This is a genomic window from Stenotrophomonas sp. IS26 (genome assembly GCF_054188265.1).
In genome coordinates, this window is the sequence record NZ_JBSZJV010000021.1 from 1 (window position 1) to 17,839 (window position 17,839).

17 protein-coding genes are annotated in these 17,839 nt (G+C 67.2%); 11 read left to right on the forward strand and 6 right to left on the reverse strand.

The window, feature by feature from the left end; all coding sequences use genetic code 11:
• Positions 1–797 (reverse strand): carbon starvation CstA family protein (locus tag ACW6W5_RS15170; RefSeq protein WP_458233655.1); only part of this gene is annotated, 797 nt, incomplete at its 3' end.
• Positions 798–1,023: 226 nt separating this feature from the next.
• On the opposite strand from ACW6W5_RS15170, the gene ACW6W5_RS15175 reads away from it, so the two are divergent.
• Positions 1,024–1,875 (forward strand): pirin family protein, encoded by an 852-nt coding sequence (locus tag ACW6W5_RS15175; protein ID WP_121038784.1) that lies wholly within the window; start codon positions 1,024–1,026, stop codon positions 1,873–1,875.
• Positions 1,876–1,999: 124 nt separating this feature from the next.
• Here ACW6W5_RS15175 and ACW6W5_RS15180 read toward each other — a convergent pair whose 3' ends face one another.
• From ACW6W5_RS15180 to ACW6W5_RS15195, 4 genes are all read right to left on the reverse strand, one after another.
• A complete protein-coding gene (locus ACW6W5_RS15180) occupies positions 2,000–2,461 on the reverse strand; it encodes a hypothetical protein (protein ID WP_152154079.1) in 462 nt (153 codons plus the stop codon).
• 232 nt (positions 2,462–2,693) lie between these two features.
• On the reverse strand, positions 2,694–3,416 hold the full coding sequence (gene aqpZ / locus ACW6W5_RS15185; RefSeq protein WP_152154081.1) for an aquaporin Z: 723 nt from the start codon (positions 3,414–3,416) through the stop codon (positions 2,694–2,696).
• Between the two features lie 113 nt (positions 3,417–3,529).
• Positions 3,530–4,393, reverse strand: a complete 864-nt coding sequence (locus ACW6W5_RS15190; protein WP_152154083.1) for a pirin family protein — start codon at positions 4,391–4,393, stop codon at positions 3,530–3,532.
• Between the two features lie 145 nt (positions 4,394–4,538).
• Entirely contained in the window at positions 4,539–6,602 is a 2,064-nt protein-coding gene (locus ACW6W5_RS15195) for a 3-hydroxyacyl-CoA dehydrogenase NAD-binding domain-containing protein (protein ID WP_152154084.1), read from the reverse strand.
• 238 nt (positions 6,603–6,840) lie between these two features.
• Between ACW6W5_RS15195 and rpoE the strand changes: the two genes are divergently transcribed.
• The 9 genes from rpoE (at position 6,841) to recO (ending at position 15,558) form a co-directional block, all read left to right on the forward strand.
• Entirely contained in the window at positions 6,841–7,461 is a 621-nt protein-coding gene (gene rpoE, locus ACW6W5_RS15200) for an RNA polymerase sigma factor RpoE (protein ID WP_121038769.1), read from the forward strand.
• On the forward strand, positions 7,458–8,357 hold the full coding sequence (locus tag ACW6W5_RS15205) for a sigma-E factor negative regulatory protein (protein WP_121038766.1): 900 nt from the start codon (positions 7,458–7,460) through the stop codon (positions 8,355–8,357). The genes rpoE and ACW6W5_RS15205 overlap by 4 nt, the downstream gene beginning before the upstream one ends.
• 81 nt (positions 8,358–8,438) lie before the next feature.
• Positions 8,439–9,971 (forward strand): DegQ family serine endoprotease, encoded by a 1,533-nt coding sequence (locus tag ACW6W5_RS15210; protein WP_152154086.1) that lies wholly within the window; start codon positions 8,439–8,441, stop codon positions 9,969–9,971.
• A gap of 168 nt (positions 9,972–10,139) precedes the next feature.
• A complete protein-coding gene (gene lepA / locus ACW6W5_RS15215; RefSeq protein WP_183073750.1) occupies positions 10,140–11,930 on the forward strand; it encodes a translation elongation factor 4 in 1,791 nt (596 codons plus the stop codon).
• Positions 11,931–12,030: 100 nt separating this feature from the next.
• Positions 12,031–12,825, forward strand: coding sequence for a signal peptidase I (gene lepB / locus ACW6W5_RS15220; RefSeq protein WP_121038757.1), 795 nt, complete (start codon positions 12,031–12,033; stop codon positions 12,823–12,825).
• Between the two features lie 32 nt (positions 12,826–12,857).
• Positions 12,858–13,241 (forward strand): DUF4845 domain-containing protein, encoded by a 384-nt coding sequence (locus ACW6W5_RS15225; RefSeq protein ID WP_088434521.1) that lies wholly within the window; start codon positions 12,858–12,860, stop codon positions 13,239–13,241.
• Positions 13,231–13,911 (forward strand): ribonuclease III, encoded by a 681-nt coding sequence (gene rnc, locus ACW6W5_RS15230; protein WP_121038754.1) that lies wholly within the window; start codon positions 13,231–13,233, stop codon positions 13,909–13,911. Before ACW6W5_RS15225 ends, rnc begins: the two co-directional genes overlap by 11 nt.
• Positions 13,908–14,804 carry a GTPase Era gene (gene era, locus ACW6W5_RS15235; RefSeq protein ID WP_121038751.1) on the forward strand — a complete coding sequence of 299 codons (897 nt, stop codon included), beginning with the start codon at positions 13,908–13,910 and terminating at the stop codon, positions 14,802–14,804. Before rnc ends, era begins: the two co-directional genes overlap by 4 nt.
• A 28-nt stretch (positions 14,805–14,832) precedes the next feature.
• Entirely contained in the window at positions 14,833–15,558 is a 726-nt protein-coding gene (gene recO, locus ACW6W5_RS15240; protein ID WP_152154088.1) for a DNA repair protein RecO, read from the forward strand.
• Between the two features lie 69 nt (positions 15,559–15,627).
• Here recO and ACW6W5_RS15245 read toward each other — a convergent pair whose 3' ends face one another.
• Positions 15,628–16,362 (reverse strand): Hpt domain-containing response regulator, encoded by a 735-nt coding sequence (locus ACW6W5_RS15245; RefSeq protein ID WP_152154090.1) that lies wholly within the window; start codon positions 16,360–16,362, stop codon positions 15,628–15,630.
• Positions 16,363–16,499: 137 nt separating this feature from the next.
• Between ACW6W5_RS15245 and rlmD the strand changes: the two genes are divergently transcribed.
• The gene (rlmD, locus tag ACW6W5_RS15250) at positions 16,500–17,834 is read left to right on the forward strand and encodes a 23S rRNA (uracil(1939)-C(5))-methyltransferase RlmD (protein WP_152154092.1); all 1,335 of its coding nucleotides are present in this window, start codon (positions 16,500–16,502) and stop codon (positions 17,832–17,834) included.
• Positions 17,835–17,839 lie beyond the last annotated feature (5 nt).

Sequence of the window (17,839 nt, forward strand, 5' to 3'; positions counted from 1 at the left end):
GCCACGAAGCCGTAGCCGATCAGCATCCAGGTGATCTGGATGCCGGTGAAGGTGAAGGCCGGGCCCCAGACCGGATCGGCCGCGACCTTGCCACCGAACCAGATCGCGGCCAGCAGCAGGATCAGCCCGACCACGGAGATCTCGCCGATCTTGCCCGGGCGGATGTAGCGCATGTACACGCCCATCAGGATCGCGATCGGCATGGTCGCGATGACCGTGAACATGCCCCACGGGCTTTCGGCCAGCGCCTTGACCACCACCATCGCCAGCACCGCCAGGATGATGATCATGATCAGGAAGGCACCGAACAAGGCGATGGTGCCGGGTACCGGCCCCATTTCCTCACGCACCAGGTCACCCAGCGAGCGGCCGTTGCGGCGGCTGGAGAGGAACAGGATCATGAAGTCCTGCACCGCGCCAGCCACGACCACGCCCACCACCAGCCAGAGCAGGCCGGGCAGGTAGCCCATCTGCGCGGCCAGCACCGGGCCGACCAGCGGGCCTGCACCGGCGATGGCGGCGAAGTGGTGGCCGAACAGCACGTGTTTGTTGGTCGGGACGTAATCCAGGCCGTCGTTGTTGATCACCGCGGGCGTGGCCCGGGTCGGATCGAGCTGCATCACCTTGTCGGCGATGAACAGGCTGTAGAAGCGATACGCGATGAGATAGATGGAGACCGCAGCGACGACGATCCACAGCGCATTGATGGGTTCACCGCGGCGCAGTGCGACGGTGCCTAGACAGAATGCGCCAAGCAGTGCGATGACTGCCCAACCCAGTTTCGAAAAACCTTTCATGAGATTGCGTCTCCCTGGAGATCGTCGTAAGAGTCCGCCTTGGCACCGACGCGGTCAATGCAATGGCGGGGGCTTGCCGCTAGTACTTTGGTCGTAGGGTGGGGGGGCGCGTGCCCGTGCACGTCATCGGAACATCACGCTTGGAACAATCGGTTGCGGGCATGACGGTTGGCCGGCGGGGCCGGCGAGGCCATCTTGTTGATCGATCACCGACCCTGGAGTCACCATGAGCAGCCCAACCCCGGTGCGCGTGCTGCGCACCATCCGTGGCATGGCCACCTCCGATGGCGCCGGCGTGCGCCTGACGCGGGTGATCGGTGGGCCGTCGCTGCCCGACCTGGACCCGTTCCTGCTGCTGGATGAATTCGGCACGGACCGCGCCGAGGACTACATCGCCGGCTTCCCCAGTCATCCGCACCGCGGGTTTGAAACCGTCACCTACATGCTCGACGGCCGCATGCGGCACAAGGACAACCACGGCAACGAGGGGTTGCTCACGCCGGGTAGCGTGCAATGGATGACGGCGGGCCGCGGCTTGATCCACTCGGAAATGCCCGAACAGGAATCGGGCCAGATGCGCGGCTTCCAGCTGTGGGTGAACCTGCCAGCGCGCGACAAGATGACGGACCCGAAGTACCAGGAGTTCGCACCGGACCATATTCCGGTCACCGCGCCGGCCGACGGCGTGCAGGTCAAGGTGATCGCCGGCCAGGTGGGTGACACCGTGGGGCCGATCGTGCAGCCGGCCACCGATCCGGTGTACCTGGACATCACCCTGGACGCGCGTGCGGACTGGCGCTACACGCTGCCGGAGGGCCACAACGCGTTTGCCTACGTGTTTGAAGGCGGGCTGGAGATCGGCGAGGGCGACGATGCGCGCCCGGTGGCCAGACAGGAAATGGCGGTGCTCGGCGGCGGTGAGCAGCTGACCCTGCGCGCGGGCGACACCGGTGCGCGCCTGATCCTGGTGGCCGGCCGCCCGCTGCGCGAGCCGGTCATGCGGCATGGGCCGTTCGTGATGAACACCAAGCAGGAGCTGATGCAGGCCTTCGTGGATTTCCAGGAAGGCCGCTTCTGAGGCACGTGGGCGCCGGCCGCTGGCCGGCAAGCGCATGACACCTGACGGTGCGGGAGGCGCCGGCCAGTGGCCGGCGCTCCCTTGGATGACGGGATGAGTGCGGTGCACCGTCCCGGCCTCTTCCTCAGCGCCCGGCGGCCACAGCCGAGGGCGTCAGGTTCATCCCCTGCGCCAGCGATTGCAGCGAACCCAGTTCGCTGTTGTCGCCGGCGTACAGCGCAATCTGCGCGAAACGGTTCTTGTCGAATCTCACCACCGTGATCCGGCGCGTCTCATAGCCCGGCGGTTTCTGGCCGCCCAGGTCGGGCTGGTACCAGTACAGCGTTTCACCGGCGAAGCTGCCTTTTTCCTGGCGCAGCGCGCGGTTCAACGGCAGCTCGGGATTGCGCGCGCTCAGCGTCAGGCTGAGCACTTCGCGCCCATCGGCGGCGGTGGCCTTGCACAGGATGAAGTCGCGCTGGGCGAGCGCCTGCCATTGCAGGCCGCTGCTGGCGGGCAGGGTCGGACATTCGCTGGTCGATTGCGCCGCAACGGCGCCGGCAGTGACCAGCAGACACACACAGACGACAGCGCGCAGGACGTTCATGGTTCCCCCAAGGTCGATGATCGCGTCCGTCGCTGACAGGCATTCCGGTGGCCGTCGACAACCCAGGCCGTGGTGGCGCATTCCCCGCGCGCGTACCGGATCACTCGCTGCCGTCAGTGTCGGACGAGTGATCGGGACCTTAACGGAATGTGACTCAGTGTACAAATAACGGTTTCAGGTGAACCTTTCTGCGCCGACGCCGGGCGGTCGGGGGGCCGCCCGGCCACACCCGTCAGCGGGGCGCGGCCCCCATCCATTTGTAGACAATGCCGCCGACCAGGCCACCCAGCAGCGGTGCCAGCCAGAACAGCCACAGCTGGCTGAGCGCGCCGCTGCCGGCGAACAGCGCCACGGCGGTAGAGCGCGCCGGATTGACCGAGGTATTGGTGACCGGAATGCTGATCAGATGGATCAACGTCAGCGCCAGGCCAATCGCGATCGGGGCGAAGCCGGCCGGCGCATTGCCGTGGGTCGCGCCCATGATCACGATCAGGAAGAACGCGGTGAGGACCACTTCACACAGGAAGGCGGCGGCGACGCTGTAGCCGCCCGGTGAAAGGGCGCCGTAGCCATTGCTCGCGAACGCGCCTGCCTGGCTGCCATCGATCTGGAAACCCGGCGCACCGGAGGCGATCTGCAGCAGAATGAAACCGGCCAGCGCGCCACCCAGCACCTGCGCCACGATGTAGGGAAGCAGGTCACGGGCGGGGAAACGGCCGCCGGCCCACAGGCCGACACTGACCGCCGGATTGAAGTGCGCGCCGGAGACATGCCCGAACGCGTACGCGCCGGTCAGCACGGTCAGGCCGAAGGCCAATGCCACGCCCACAAAACCGATCCCCAGCGGATTGCCATCACCACCGAACTTGGCCGCCAGCACCGCGCTGCCACACCCGCCCAATACCAACCAGAACGTGCCCAGGAACTCGGCGGCCAGACGTTTGCCCATGCTCATCGACGTGCTCCACGTTTTGCCCGGGGTGGGCAGGCGCAACGTAGCTGAATCGGGGTTCATCGGGGTGACGGCCGCGTCAACATCCGACGAACGGTTGCCCGCCGGGGGGCGGCTCAGTACGCGGGCAGCGGAATGAACTCTTTTTCGTCCCCCGGAATCGTGCCGAAGCGGCCCGATTCCCAATCGTGCTTGGCCTGCTCGATCCGTTCGCTGGAGCTGGAGACGAAGTTCCACCAGAGGTGGCGTGGCCCGTCAAGCGGTTCGCCCCCCATCAGCATTGCCTTGATCGGGGTCTTGGCGCGCAGGCGGCCGCGTGCACCGGGCTCGGGAATGATCAGGTGCTGGGCGGGAATGTCCACGCCGTCGAGCTGGGCCTGGCCGTCGAGGATGTAGAGCGAACGTTCGGCGTGGCCAGTATCCAGGTCGATTTCCGCATCGGCGTCGAGATCGATGGCCACGTTGAGGGTATCGGCGAACACCTTGACCGGGGATTCCTCGCCGTACGCGCGGCCGGCGATGACGCGCAGCCAGGCACCGTTGCGGCGCTGCTGGGGCAGGGTGGCGGCGGCATGGTGATAGAACGCGGGATCGGTCTCTTCGGCACTCTTCGGCAGCGCCAGCCAGGTCTGCATGCCGTGCAGCGGATGGTCGTGTTCGCGCTCGATGGCAGGCGTGCGTTCGGAGTGGGCGATGCCACGGCCGGCTGTCATCCAGTTGACGTCGCCGGGGCGGATGACCTGGTCCGAACCGAGCGTGTCGCGGTGGCCGATGGCGCCGGACCAGAGGAACGTGACGGTGGCCAGGCCGATATGTGGGTGCGGGCGCACGTCGATGCCGGTGCCGGGGGAAAGCACGGCCGGGCCCATCTGGTCGACGAAGACAAATGGCCCGACGCTGCGCGCCTGCAGAGTCGGCACGGCGCGGCGCACCTGCAGGCCACCGATGTCATGGATGCGGGGGGCGATGATGGTCGTCATGCGGGCGGTCTCGCTGGCGGGGACAGAGCGGGAGGATCGCATGCGGGGTGTGGAGGTGGGAGGCCTGTATCGGTAACAGGGTGTTCTGGTTTCACGCGCGAGCACACACAAAAAACGCCAGCGTGCGCTGGCGTTTTCGCGATCCTCAGATCACCGGTTCGCGCAGTACCGGCGACTCCCAGCCCGGGCGCGGGGCGAAGCGATCGCCATAGCGCTGCTGCAGGACCTTGAGGCGTTCGACCAGGGCATCGGCGCCGGTGGCGCGGATGTACTGGATCGGGCCGCCGCGGAACGGGGCGAAGCCGGTGCCGAAGATCACGCCGGCATCGAGCAGGTCGGCGTCGGCGACGACGCCGTCGTGCAGGCAGGCCACCGCTTCGTTGAGCAGTGGCAGGATCAGGCGGTCTTCCAGATCGGCCGGGACCTCGTAGTTGGCGGGGACGTCCGGCTTCTGGGCGCGTCCGTTCTCCCACTTGTACAGGCCCTGGCCGTCCTTCTTGCCACGCTTGCCCTGTTCCACGGTCGCCAGGGCGGCCGGTACCTGCAGGCCAAGGAAGGGCGCCAGTTCCTTGCCCACGCCGGCGGCCACATCCAGGCCAACGGTGTCGAGCAGTTCGATCGGGCCCATCGGCATGCCGAACTTCACCGCGGCCTTGTCCAGCACCGGGCCCGGCACGCCTTCGGCATACGCGGTGGCAGCTTCAAGCATGTACGGGAACAGCACGCGGTTGACCAGGAAGCCAGGGGTGCCGGCCACCGGCACCGGGAACTTGCCCAGCGCCTTGCAGAACGAGGCCAGGCGGCGCTCGGTCTCCGGCGCCATGCCGTCGTGATGGATGATTTCCACCAGCGGCATCTGCGCGACCGGGTTGAAGTAATGCAGGCCGGCAAACTGCGCCGGGCGCTGGATGTGGTCGCGCAGTTCGTCCAGCGGGATCGAGGAGGTGTTGGTGGTCAGCAGCGCATCGGCCTTCATCCTCGGCTCCAGCGACTGGTACAGCTCGCGCTTGGCTTCCGGGTTTTCGATGATGGCTTCGATCACCAGATCGGCCTGGGCCACGCCCTCGCCCGCGAGATCGGCTTTCAGGCGCGCGGCCACGGCCGGGCGCTTGCTGTCGTCCTTCACCCGCTTGGCGAACAGCGCCTGCGCGCGTTCCATGGCCGGGTCGATGAAGCGCTGCTCGCGATCCTGCAGGGTCACGTTGAAGCCCTTGTAGGCCGACCATGCCGCGATGTCGCCGCCCATCACGCCGGCGCCTACCACGTGCACGTGCTGGATGCCGTGGTCCTTGCCGCCCAGTGCCTTCAGGCGTTCGGTCAGGAAGAAGATACGGATCAGGTTGCGGGCGGTCGGGGTGCCGGCCAGCTTCACCACGGCGCGGCGTTCGGCATCCAGACGGGTCTGGATCGGGCTGCCACCGGTGCGTGCCCAGGTGTTGATCAGTGCGTAGGGAGCGGGGTAATGCTCCTTGCGCGCCTTGCGGGCGACCTGCTTGGCCATCTGCGGGGCGAGCAGCTTGCGCGCCAGCCAGGTGTTGGTGATCCACGCGGTCGCGCGCTGCTTGAACGGCCGGGTGGTGCCCTTCAGCGCGAGCGATACGGCGGTATCGAGCAGCACGGCCGGCGCGACGACCTTGTCGACCAGGCCGATGTTGCGCGCGGCCGAGGCCGATAGATTGCGGCCGGTCAGCATCATGTCCATCGCTGCCGGTGCGCCGACCAGCTGCGGCAGGCGCGAGCTGCCGCCCCAGCCCGGGAAGATGCCCAGCTGGGTTTCCGGCAGGCCGATGCGGGTGGAGGCATCGTTGGAGGCCACGCGGTAACGGCAGGCCAGGGCCAGCTCGGTGCCGCCGCCCAGGCAATGACCGTGGATCGCCGCGACGGTCGGGCAGGGCAGTTCGGCCAGCTTCTGGTAGGTGCTCTGGCCACGGCGGATCGCGTCATTGACGGTGCCGCGGCGGTCGAATTCCTGGAATTCCTTCAGGTCCGCCCCGGCGATGAAGCCGGCCGCCTTGATCGACTGGATCACCACCGCCTTGGGCGGGTCCATCCCGATCCGCTCGATCAGGTCGCCCAGTTCGAGCAGCACGTCCTGCGACATGGCATTGACGCTGCTGTCGTGGCGGTCGAGGCTGAGCACGACGACGCCATCGTCACGGATCTGCGGGTGCCAATGCGAGAAGCGGAGCCCATCGAAGCCTGAGAGCATGGGAACGTTCCATCCGGTTGTGTATGGAGAAGGGGGCTATGATCCAGAGGTTGTTTCCTCCCCGTCAAATCCCTATAGCTGGGGGAGAGATACCGCCGATTCATTGCCTGGATCGGAAACCTTAACGGAACGGTGGTTAAAAGCTGGTGCGGCGCGGTGTGATCGAGCGCTGAACTTTTCCCGGGATTGGCAGTCTCATTGCCCGACGTCGGTTGGGCTGACAGGAGTGCGGCCCCCCATGGCCGAGGTTGAAACACCACAGGAGCTGGACCTGGAGCTGGTCCGACGTGTGCAGCGTGGCGAGAGCGGGGCGTTCGATGTCCTGGTACGCAAGTATCAGCATCGGGTCATCGCGCTGATCGGGCGCTACATCGCGGACTGGAGTGAATGTCAGGACGTGGCCCAGGACACTTTCGTCCGCGCGTATCGCGCGATCGGCAGTTTCCGGGGCGACGCCCAGTTCTATACCTGGCTGCACAGGATCGCCGTGAACACTGCCAAGAACCATCTCGCCGCCCACAACCGCCGCCCGCCCACCGATGACATCGAGATCGGGGACGCCGAGCAGTACGACAGCGGCACCCGCCTGCGCGACACCGACACGCCCGAACGCGAGTTGATGCGCCAGGAGCTGGAACAGACGGTGATGAAGGCGGTGTCGGCGCTGCCTGAAGAGCTGCGGTCGGCCATCACCATGCGCGAGGTGGACGGCCTGAGTTACGACGAAATCGCGCAGAAGATGGGGTGCCCGATCGGCACCGTGCGGTCGCGGATCTTCCGTGCCCGCGAGGCGATCGACACTGAACTTCGGCCGCTGCTCGATGTGGGCAGCGCCACCCGCGAGAAGAGCCGCGCATGAGCCACGATATGTCCAATGATGCTTCCCGGGGCGCGTCCCCCGATAAATTCGACGCCCATTACCGGCAGCAGCTGTCCTCGTTGATCGATGGCGAGCTGTCAGCCGATGAAGCACGTTTCATGCTGCGCCGGCTGGAACACGATGAGGCCTTGTCCAGCTGCAACGAACGCTGGCAGATGCTCGGCGATGTGCTGCGCGGGCAGGCCTGCGCACCGGCGCCGGTCGATTTCGCCGAGCGGGTGCGCATTTCTGTGGCCGCTGAGCCGGCACCCGCGATGCAGGCCAATGTCGAGCGCAGCCATGACCGTCAGGAACGGCGTGGCGGTTGGCGACGCTGGGGCGGGGGGGCGGCGTTGGCCGCCTCCGTCGCGGCCGTGGCGATGTTCATGACCCGCGAGCAGCTGCCGGCCCCGGCCCCGCTGGACGCGCCGACCACCATCATCGCCAGCCAGGCCGAGCTGCCTGCCGCACCGGTGACCGAAGCCTCTGCCGCCGAACAGGCGCTCGCCGTGGCGGCGGTGCCCGCTGCTGCGGTGGCTGCCGCCAGCCGCCGCCAGGACGTGGCGACGGCACGCCGCGCCAGCGCCAGTGCCACGCGTACCCAGCAGGCCGCGCGCAGCGCCGCCGAGCGCAGTGCCGAGCCGCAGCGGGCGATCGCCAGCCAGGCGCCATTGGCCCCGGCCATGCCGGCGGCCGCCGCGCGGCAGTTCCCGTTCGGTGAGGTCGGCACGCTGCAGGCCAAGCCTTGGCCGCGCTCCAGCCTGGCCCCGGCCGCCGGCGGCGCGCTCAATGCGAGCTTCTCCACACAGGCGCCGCAGGCCGCGTTCTATCCGTTCGAGCCGCGCCTGCAGGAGTCGGCCGAGTCGGCCGAACCTGCGCGCCGGCACCGCGACTGAGCATCGTCGCGCTGACGCTCCGCTCCGGCCTGTGCGCCGGAGCGTTCCCCCTTTGTTCCCTGACCCGGAGGTTCGTGTCTGATGACCGCCCGTATCCGTACCCATGCCCTGGCGCTGATCGCCATGACGCTCCCACTGGTGGCCTGCGCGCAGTCGCCGTCGCCATCGCCGGCCACCGCTGCCGCGCCGGCGGCCGCCGCTGCACCCCGCGCGCCGGCGCCGCAGCTGGTCAGTGGCCTGCCGGACTTCACCAATCTGGTCGAACAGGTCGGGCCGGGCGTGGTCAATGTCGAGACCACCATCGTGCGCAGCAACCGCCAGGCACGCATGGCCGGGCCGTCCGACCAGGACATGCCGGAATTCTTCCGTCGCTTCTTCGGCCCGGATTTCCAGATGCCGGGGCAGGGTGCCGACGGTCCCGATGACGGCACCCCGAGCATCCGCGGCCGCGGCATGGGTTCGGGTTTCATCATCTCCGCCGACGGCTACGTGCTGACCAATCACCATGTGGTCGCTGATGCCAGCGAAGTGAAGGTCAAGCTTGGCGATCGCCGTGAGTTCACTGCCAAGGTGGTCGGCAGCGACCAGCAGTACGACGTGGCGCTGCTCAAGATCGACGGAAAGAATCTGCCGACCGTGCGCGTGGGCGACTCCAACACCCTCAAGCCGGGTCAATGGGTGGTCGCGATCGGTTCGCCGTTCGGGCTGGACCACTCCGTCACCGCCGGCGTCGTCAGCGCGGTCGGCCGCAGCACCGGCGGCCCGGACCAGCGCTATGTGCCCTTCATCCAGACCGACGTGGCGATCAACCAGGGCAACTCCGGTGGCCCGCTGCTCAACACCCGCGGTGAAGTGGTCGGCATCAACTCGCAGATCTTCTCCGCTTCCGGTGGCTATATGGGGATCAGCTTCGCGATCCCGATCGACCTGGCGATGGGTGCGGTGGAGCAGATCAAGAAGAACGGCCGGGTCAGCCGTGGCCAGCTCGGCGCGGCGGTCGGCCCGATCGATGGCCTCAAGGCCCAGGGGCTGGGCCTGCCGGACAGCCGTGGCGCGCTGGTCAACGAGGTGGTCGCGGGCAGCGCGGCGCTCAAGGCCGGTATCGAGCCGGGCGATGTGATCCGCTCGGTCAATGGCAGCCCGATCAATACCTTCAGCGATCTGCCGCCGGCCATCGGCGCGCTGCCGCCGGGCAGCAAGGTCCGCCTGAGCGTGCTGCGCGATGGCAAGGAGCGGGAGATCACCGCCACCCTGACCGAGCTGGCCGAAGACGCCGAGCGTGGCGCCGCCCGTCCGACCGCGGAAGCGGCCAAACCCGAGGCCGGCGCCAATGCCCTGCTGGGGCTGGAGGTGGCCGACTTGACCGCCCCGCAGCGCCAGCAGCTGGGCCTGTCGGCGGGCGAGGGCGTGCGCATCACCCGGGTCAACGGCCAGTCCGCGCGTGACGCCGGCCTGTCGCCGGGCCTGGTGGTGCTGCAGGTCGGCCGTACCCCGGTCGGCAGCGTGGCCGCGCTGAACAAGGCGCTGGCCGGATACAGCAAGGGTGACGTGGTCATGTTGCTGATCCGCGCCAACGGCAACAGCGCCTTCGTGGCGGTCAAGGCCGGGCAGTAAGCCCCGCCCCGCCTGCGTTTCCGGGCCCGCTTCGGCGGGCCCGGTCGTTTCTGGGGGGCCGTTGGCGACAATCGCTGCCGGGCCCACGCGGGATCGGGCCGGCCATGCGATAATCCGCAGTCATCCTGACGACGCGACGCGCCGCCGCCACCTATGTCTTCTGATTCGATGCGGTTCATCCGCAACTTCTCCATCATCGCCCACGTCGACCACGGCAAGTCCACGCTGGCCGATCGCATCATCCAGCTTTGCGGTGGCCTCCAGGCCCGTGAGATGGAGGCGCAGGTGCTCGACTCGAACCCGATCGAGCGCGAGCGTGGCATCACCATCAAGGCCCAGTCGGTCTCGCTGCCGTATGTCGCCAAAGACGGCCACACCTACCACCTGAACTTCATCGACACCCCCGGGCATGTCGACTTCTCCTATGAAGTCAGCCGCTCGCTGGCCGCCTGCGAAGGCGCGCTGCTGGTGGTCGATGCCGCCCAGGGCGTGGAAGCGCAGTCCGTCGCCAACTGCTACACGGCGGTCGAGCAGGGGCTGGAAGTGGTGCCGGTGATCAACAAGATCGACCTGCCCACCGCCGACATCGACCGTGCCAAGGCCGAGATCGAGGCCGTGATCGGCATCGATGCCACCGACGCGGTGGCGGTCAGTGCCAAGACCGGACTGAACGTGGGCGACGTGCTGGAGGCGATCGTGCATCGCATCCCGCCGCCGGTGCCGCGCGATACCGACAAGCTGCAGGCGCTGATCATCGACTCGTGGTTCGATAATTACCTCGGCGTGGTCTCGCTGGTGCGCGTGATGCAGGGCCAGATCAAGGCCGGCGACAAGCTGCAGGTGATGTCCACCGGCCGCAATCACCAGGTCGACAACGTCGGCGTGTTCACCCCCAAGCGCAAGGTGCTGCCGACACTGAACGCCGGTGAGGTGGGCTGGGTGACGGCCAGCATCAAGGACGTGCACGGTGCCCCGGTCGGCGACACCCTGACCCTGGCCGCCGATCCGGCCGCCAAGCCGCTGCCGGGCTTCCAGGAAATGCAGCCTCGCGTGTTCGCCGGCCTGTTCCCGGTCGATGCCGAGGATTACCCGGACCTGCGCGAAGCGCTGGACAAGCTGCGCCTGAACGATGCCGCGCTGCGCTTCGAGCCGGAAAGCTCCGAGGCGATGGGCTTCGGCTTCCGCTGCGGGTTCCTGGGCATGCTGCACATGGAAATCGTGCAGGAGCGCCTGGAGCGCGAGTACAACCTGGACCTGATCAGCACCGCGCCGACCGTGGTCTATGAAGTGCTCAAGACCGACGGCACCATCATCAACATGGACAACCCGGCCAAGCTGCCGCCGGTGAACATGGTCGATGAGATCCGCGAGCCGATCATCCGCGCCAACGTGCTCACCCCCGAGGAGTACATCGGCAACATCATCAAGCTGTGCGAAGAAAAGCGCGGCAGCCAGATCGGCATCAACTACCTGGGCAGCCAGGTGCAGATCAGCTACGAGCTGCCGATGGCCGAGGTGGTGCTGGACTTCTTCGACAAGCTGAAGTCGGTCAGCCGTGGCTATGCCTCGCTGGACTATCACTTCGTGCGTTTCGATGCCGGTCCGTTCGTCCGTGTGGACGTGCTGATCAATGGCGACAAGGTCGATGCGCTGTCGCTGATCGTGCACCGCAGCCATGCCGACCGCCGTGGCCGCGAGCTGTGCGAGAAGATGAAGGAACTGATCCCGCGCCAGCAGTTCGACGTGGCCATCCAGGCCGCCGTCGGCTCGCAGATCATCTCGCGCACCACGGTCAAGGCGATGCGCAAGAACGTGCTGGCCAAGTGCTATGGTGGCGACGTTTCGCGCAAGAAGAAGCTGCTCGAGAAACAGAAGGAAGGCAAGAAGCGCATGAAGCAGGTCGGCCGCGTGGAAATCCCGCAGGAAGCCTTCCTGGCCGTGCTGCAGATGGACAAGTAAGGCCGGATGGCTTTCCCGGCAGCGGCAGGCGGCACCGGATCGGTGTCGCCGGACGCGCAGGGGCACACCACACCGCTGCAATCGTTCCCAAGGACACTGCATGAAATTGTTTGAGCTCCTCCTGGTCGTACTGACGTTGGCCTCGGGCCTGATCCTGCTGGCCGAAAAGCTGTACTTCGCCAAGCGCCGCGCCCAGCGCGCCGGCCTGCTGGACACCGAGCCGGTGATGGTCGACTACGCGCGGGCGTTCTTCCCGGTGCTGGCGATCGTGCTGGTGGTGCGCAGCTTCATCGCCGAGCCGTACAAGATTCCGTCCAGCTCGATGATGCCCAACCTGCTGATCGGCGATTTCATCCTGGTCAACAAGTTCTCCTACGGCCTGCGCCTGCCACTGAACAACGCCAAGGTGATCCCGTTCGGCGAGCCCAAGCGCGGCGACGTGGTGGTGTTCCATTTCCCGGGCCACTCGGACAACGATCCGGCCAAGGGTGAGAACTTCATCAAGCGCGTGATCGGCGTGCCGGGCGACGAGATCGAGTTCCAGGGCAACGGCCTGATCCTCAACGGCGAGCCGGTCAAATACGACAACAAGGGTCTGTACGCAGGCCACAACGGCCAGGGCGAGGGCAGCTCGCTGCTGGTCGAGCACCTGCCGGGCCGCACGCATACCGTGCTGGAGACCGACTACGCCCGAGGCGAAGGGCAGTGGACCGTCCCGGCCGGCAAGTACCTGGTCATGGGCGACAATCGCGACAACAGTGACGACGGCCGTTTCTGGGGCCTGCTGCCGGAGGAGAATCTCCGTGGCAAGGCGTTCCTGATCTGGCTGAACTGCTCGGGCTGGTTCTGCAAGGACGGCTTCGAACCGTCGCGGATCGGCACGGCCATCCATTGATTCATGGCACACGCGTATCTGGGGAGAACGCAATGAAGAACATGACATCGCAGCGCGGCATCACCTTGACCTCGTTCCTGGTGGTGCTGATCGTGGTCGCCTTCTTCCTGTACATCGGGATGAAGCTGTTCCCGATGTACCAGGAGTACTACGCCGTGCGTTCGGCGATGAAGAGCCTGGCCAAGGAGCCGGGCGTGGGCAACATGGAGCCGCGCCGCATCCAGGAGATGTTCTTCAAGCGCCTGTACATCAATTACTCCGAGAACGTGAAACCCGCCGACGTGAAGTTCGATCGCATCGATGGCGGCTGGAACATGAAGGTCTACTACGAAGTGCGCCGTGAAATGATCGGCAATCTGGACGTGGTGGGCAAATTTGATTCAAACCAGGAATTGACCCGTAGCGGTGCCGACTAAGACCTTCCAACGCGGTGACCTGATCGGTCACGCCTTCAACGATCCGGGCCTGCTCCAGCAGGCGCTGACGCATCGCAGCGCCGGTACGCCCAACAATGAGCGGCTGGAGTTCCTCGGCGACAGCATCGTCAACATGATGGTGGCCCAGGCGCTCTACGAACGCTGGCCCAAAGCCGACGAGGGCGCGCTGACCCGTGCCCGGGCCGAGCTGGTGCGCGAAGGCGCGCTGGCGGTGATCGCGCGCGAGCTGCAGCTGGGCGAGCGCCTGATCCTGGGGCCCGGCGAGATGAAGACCGGCGGCCACCGCCGCGACTCCATCCTGGCCGATGCGCTGGAAGCCGTGGTCGCAGCGATCTACCTCGATGCCGGCTTCGCCGTCTGCCAGACCGTGGTGCTGCCCTGGTTCAACGCCTCGATGCAGGCCCTGCCGGCCACCGGCAAGCCCGAGAAGGACCCCAAGACGCGGCTGCAGGAATGGCTGCAGGCCCGGCAGAAGGCGCTGCCGCTGTACGAGCTGGTGTCAGAATCAGGTGACGATCACGCCAAGACCTTCCGGGTACGCTGCGGCGTAACCGACCCCGCTGTCAGCACCGAAGGCGAAGGTGCCTCGCGACGGCTGGCCGAACAACAAGCGGCTGCCGCCGCCCTTGAGCAACTGGATTCCAAGTGAACGAAGCAACCCCCCATCGTTCCGGCAGCGTGGCCGTCATCGGTCGCCCCAACGTCGGCAAATCCACCCTGACCAACGCCCTGGTGGGCGCCAAGGTCAGCATCGTCTCCAACCGCCCTCAGACCACACGGCACCGGTTGCTGGGCATTGCCAGCTACCCGGAAGGCCAGATCGTGCTGGTCGATACCCCCGGCCTGCACCGTGCGCAGAAGCGCGCCATGAACCGGGTGATGAACCGCGCCGCGCGCGGCTCGCTGGAGGGCGTGGACGCCGGCATGCTGGTCATCGAGGCCGGCCGCTGGGATGACGAAGACACCCTGGCCTTCAATGTGCTCAGCGACTCGGGCATCCCGGTGGTGCTGGTGGTCAACAAGATCGATCGCCTGAAAGACAAGGGCGCGCTGCTGCCGTTCCTGCAGCAGGTCACCGAAGGCCGCACGTTCGCGGCGGTGCACCCGATCTCGGCGCAGAAGCGCAACGGCCTGGAATCGCTGGTCCGCGACCTGATGAAGCTGTTGCCGGAAGCCCCGCCGATGTTCGGCGAAGACGAGATCACCGACCGCAGCCAGCGCTTCCTCGCCGGTGAACTGGTCCGCGAGCAGCTGATGCGCCAGCTGGGTGAAGAACTGCCGTACGCGACCACGGTCGAGATCGAGCGCTTTGTCGAAGACGGCAACCTGCTGCGCATCGGCGCGGTGATCTGGGTCGAACGCGAAGGCCAGAAGGCGATCGTGATCGGCAAGGCCGGCACCCGCCTGAAGGAAATCGGCGCCAAGTCGCGCCTGCAGATGGAGCGCCTGTTCGGCGCCAAGGTCTTCCTGGAGACCTGGGTGCGCGTGCGCGAGGGCTGGTCCGACGACGAAGCCGCGCTCAAGGCGTTCGGCTACGAATAAGCCGGCCACGGCCCCGGGCGGTTGAGTGATGCGCATCGAGGATGAGCCGGCCTTCGTATTGCACGCCCGGGCCTGGCGGGAGACCAGTCTGCTGGTCGAGGTACTGACCCAGCAGTACGGCCGCATCGGGGTGCTGGCGCGGGGCGTGTCCAGCCCGCGCAGCCAAGCGTTGCGCGCGGCCCTGCAGCCGCTGCAATGGATCCGGCTCACGGCCGTGCAGCGGGGCGAACTGGCCCAGCTGCGCGGTGCAGAAGCCCTGGACGCTGCGCCCCGGCTCACCGGTGAGGCGATGCTGGCCGGCTTCTATATCAACGAACTGATGATGCGGCTGGCGCCCCGCCAGGATCCGCTGCCGGAGCTCTACGATCACTACGCGCAGGTGCGCGCGCGGCTGCGCGATGGCGAGCCGCTGGCCTGGACCCTGCGACGTTTCGAGCGCGACCTGCTGGAGGCCTTGGGCTTCGGTTTCGATCTGTTGCATGGCAGCGATGAGGAGCCGGTCGACCCGGCGGCACGCTATGAGCTGGATCCCCAGGAGGGGCCGCGCCGCCTGCTCAGCGACCGTGGCGTGGATCAACGCCGGGGCACCGCCACCGGCAGCGCGCTGCTGGCGCTGGCCGCCGATGACATGCCGGGGCCCGAGGATCTGGGCAGCCTGCGCCGACCGATGCGCGCGGTGCTGATGCACCATCTGGGCGGGCGGGGGCTGAAATCCTGGGAAATGCTGGAGGACCTGGCCCGGCGGCGCACGTAAGCGCTGGCGGGCCGCGGCACCGTTACGGGGTGACTCAAGCGGCGCCGGTGCCCCGGCTGCCGCCCGTGTTCACTGCAACAGGGCGTCCACTGCCACGCGGAAGCGGCTCTGCGCACCGGTCGAGTCCGGCGCCTGGTGCAACTGCCGGACTGCCCGCGCCAGGCGTGCGGCGCCGACGAACCCACAGCTGGCCTGCAACCGGTGCAGCTGCCCACGCAGGGCCTGCACGTCGTCCTCGCGCAGGGCCTGGGCCACTGCATCGCGCACGCCGGGCAACTCGGCCAGGAACAGTTCGCGCAGGGCGATGAGGTGGTGGCGCTGTCCATTCAGCGCGGCCAGGGCGGTGGTTTCGTCCCAATCCTGGCGCAGGCCGTCGGCGTCGTCCGCTTCCGGGCCGAGCGGCGCCGACAGGCTGCCCGCGGTATGCACCAGGGCGCGGCGGACGGCTTTGAGCAGGTGCTCGCGGCTCAGTGGCTTGACCAGGGTCTCGCTGAAACCGGCATCGCGCAGGCGTGAGTGGATCGAGGTGTCGCCGTCGGCGGTATGCGCCAGTGCCGGGGTATCCGGACGCGAGCGGCGCAGCTCCTGCAGCAGTTGGGTGCCATTGCCGTCGGGCAGGTTCACATCGATCAGCCACAGATCGTGTTGGCTGCCGCGGGCGCGGTCCATGGCCGTGGCCAGTGAATCGGCGGTATCGACCTGGGCCGGCAGGGTTTCCAGCGCGGCCTTGAAGAAGCCGCGGCTGATGGTGTCATCCTCGACGAGCAGGAATCGGGGCATGGGATCCCTCGGGGTCATCTGCATTTGGGCTGCCTCCATGTCAGCTGCGCCCATCTTAAACGTGAAGTGGCCCGCCGCAAGCCTCCCGGCTGCATACCGGCTCAGCTTGCAGTTGGTATCTGCGACAATACGCACCCTTTTTGCCCGCAGCCTGTTGCCACGTGGCCCGAACCCGCTCCCGCCTCGACCGAACCCCCTTCCAGACCGACATCCTCGACCTCAGCCATGACGGCCGTGGCGTTGCCCGCCGCGACGGCGAGGGTGGCAAGGTCACCTTCATCACCGGCGCGCTGCCGGGTGAGGTGGTGACCGCCGAGCCGACCGCGCGCAATCGCCATTTCGATGAAGCCCGGACCATCGAGGTCGTACAGGCCTCGCCGCAGCGGGTGACCCCGCGCTGCCCGCATTTCGGCGTCTGCGCCGGCTGTGTGCTGCAGCACCTGGAAGAGTCGCAGCAGATCGTGGCCAAGCAGCGCGTGCTGATCGACAACCTGACCCGGATCGGCCACGTCACGCCGGGCACTGTGCTGCCGCCCCTGGTCGGCGACAGCTGGGGTTACCGCCGCAAGGGCCGCTTCTCGGTGCGCCGCGTGGAGAAGAAGGACAAGACCCTGGTCGGTTTCCGCGAGCTGGATCCGCGCTTCGTCGCGGACCTGAGCCAGTGCCTGACCGTCATCCCGGAAATTGGCATGAAGGTCGGCGTGCTGTCCGAGTTCATCGAGACGCTCGATGGCAAACGCGATATCCCCCAGATCGAATTCATCGCCGGGGATGACGCGATCGTCCTGACCATCCGCCATATGCAGCCGCTCAGCGACGCTGACCGCGCCGCATGGACCGCTTTCGGGCAGGAACATGGTTTTGCGATCTCGCTGCAGCCCGGCGGCGTGGAGTCGGTGCACCCGCTGTGGCCGGCCGAGGTGCCGCTGTCGTTCAAGCTGGCACCGTGGGATGTCGAACTGGCGTTCCGCCCGCTGGATTTCATCCAGGTCAACGCCAAGCTCAACGTGCAGATGATCGCCCACGCACTGGCGCTGCTCGATGCCGGCCCGGACGAGCGCGTGCTGGATCTGTTCTGCGGGCTGGGCAACTTCACCCTGCCGCTGGCGCGCACCGTGCGCAACGTGGTCGGTGTGGAAGGCGATGCCGGCCTGGTGGCGCGTGCGAAAGAGAACGCCGTGCGCAACGGGCTGGACAATGCCGAGTTCTACGCAGCGGACCTGACCCAGGACCAGCGCCAGACCCCGTGGATGCGCCAGGGCTTCGACAAGCTGCTGCTGGATCCGCCGCGCTCGGGCGCCATCGAAGTGCTGCAGCAGCTGCCGCTCAGGCAGTTCAAGCGGATCGTCTACGTGAGCTGCCATCCCGGCTCGCTGGCGCGCGACGCCGGCTACCTGGTCAACGAGCAGGGCTTCACTCTGGTCTCGGCCGGCGCGATGGACATGTTCCCGCATACCGCGCACGTGGAAAGCATCGCGGTGTTCGAAAAGCGCTGACGGCG

What these genes read in the sequence shown, in the direction of transcription:
- ACW6W5_RS15175 (WP_121038784.1), top strand. Translation starts at nt 1,024, where the DNA reads ATGAGCAGCCCAACCCCGGTGCGCGTGCTGCGCACCATCCGTGGCATG.
- ACW6W5_RS15180 (WP_152154079.1), bottom strand. Translation starts at nt 2,461, where the DNA reads ATGAACGTCCTGCGCGCTGTCGTCTGTGTGTGTCTGCTGGTCACTGCC.
- aqpZ (WP_152154081.1), bottom strand. Translation starts at nt 3,416, where the DNA reads ATGAGCATGGGCAAACGTCTGGCCGCCGAGTTCCTGGGCACGTTCTGG.
- ACW6W5_RS15190 (WP_152154083.1), bottom strand. Translation starts at nt 4,393, where the DNA reads ATGACGACCATCATCGCCCCCCGCATCCATGACATCGGTGGCCTGCAG.
- ACW6W5_RS15195 (WP_152154084.1), bottom strand. Translation starts at nt 6,602, where the DNA reads ATGCTCTCAGGCTTCGATGGGCTCCGCTTCTCGCATTGGCACCCGCAG.
- rpoE (WP_121038769.1), top strand. Translation starts at nt 6,841, where the DNA reads ATGGCCGAGGTTGAAACACCACAGGAGCTGGACCTGGAGCTGGTCCGA.
- ACW6W5_RS15205 (WP_121038766.1), top strand. Translation starts at nt 7,458, where the DNA reads ATGAGCCACGATATGTCCAATGATGCTTCCCGGGGCGCGTCCCCCGAT.
- ACW6W5_RS15210 (WP_152154086.1), top strand. Translation starts at nt 8,439, where the DNA reads ATGACCGCCCGTATCCGTACCCATGCCCTGGCGCTGATCGCCATGACG.
- lepA (WP_183073750.1), top strand. Translation starts at nt 10,140, where the DNA reads ATGCGGTTCATCCGCAACTTCTCCATCATCGCCCACGTCGACCACGGC.
- lepB (WP_121038757.1), top strand. Translation starts at nt 12,031, where the DNA reads ATGAAATTGTTTGAGCTCCTCCTGGTCGTACTGACGTTGGCCTCGGGC.
- ACW6W5_RS15225 (WP_088434521.1), top strand. Translation starts at nt 12,858, where the DNA reads ATGAAGAACATGACATCGCAGCGCGGCATCACCTTGACCTCGTTCCTG.
- recO (WP_152154088.1), top strand. Translation starts at nt 14,833, where the DNA reads ATGCGCATCGAGGATGAGCCGGCCTTCGTATTGCACGCCCGGGCCTGG.
- ACW6W5_RS15245 (WP_152154090.1), bottom strand. Translation starts at nt 16,362, where the DNA reads ATGCAGATGACCCCGAGGGATCCCATGCCCCGATTCCTGCTCGTCGAG.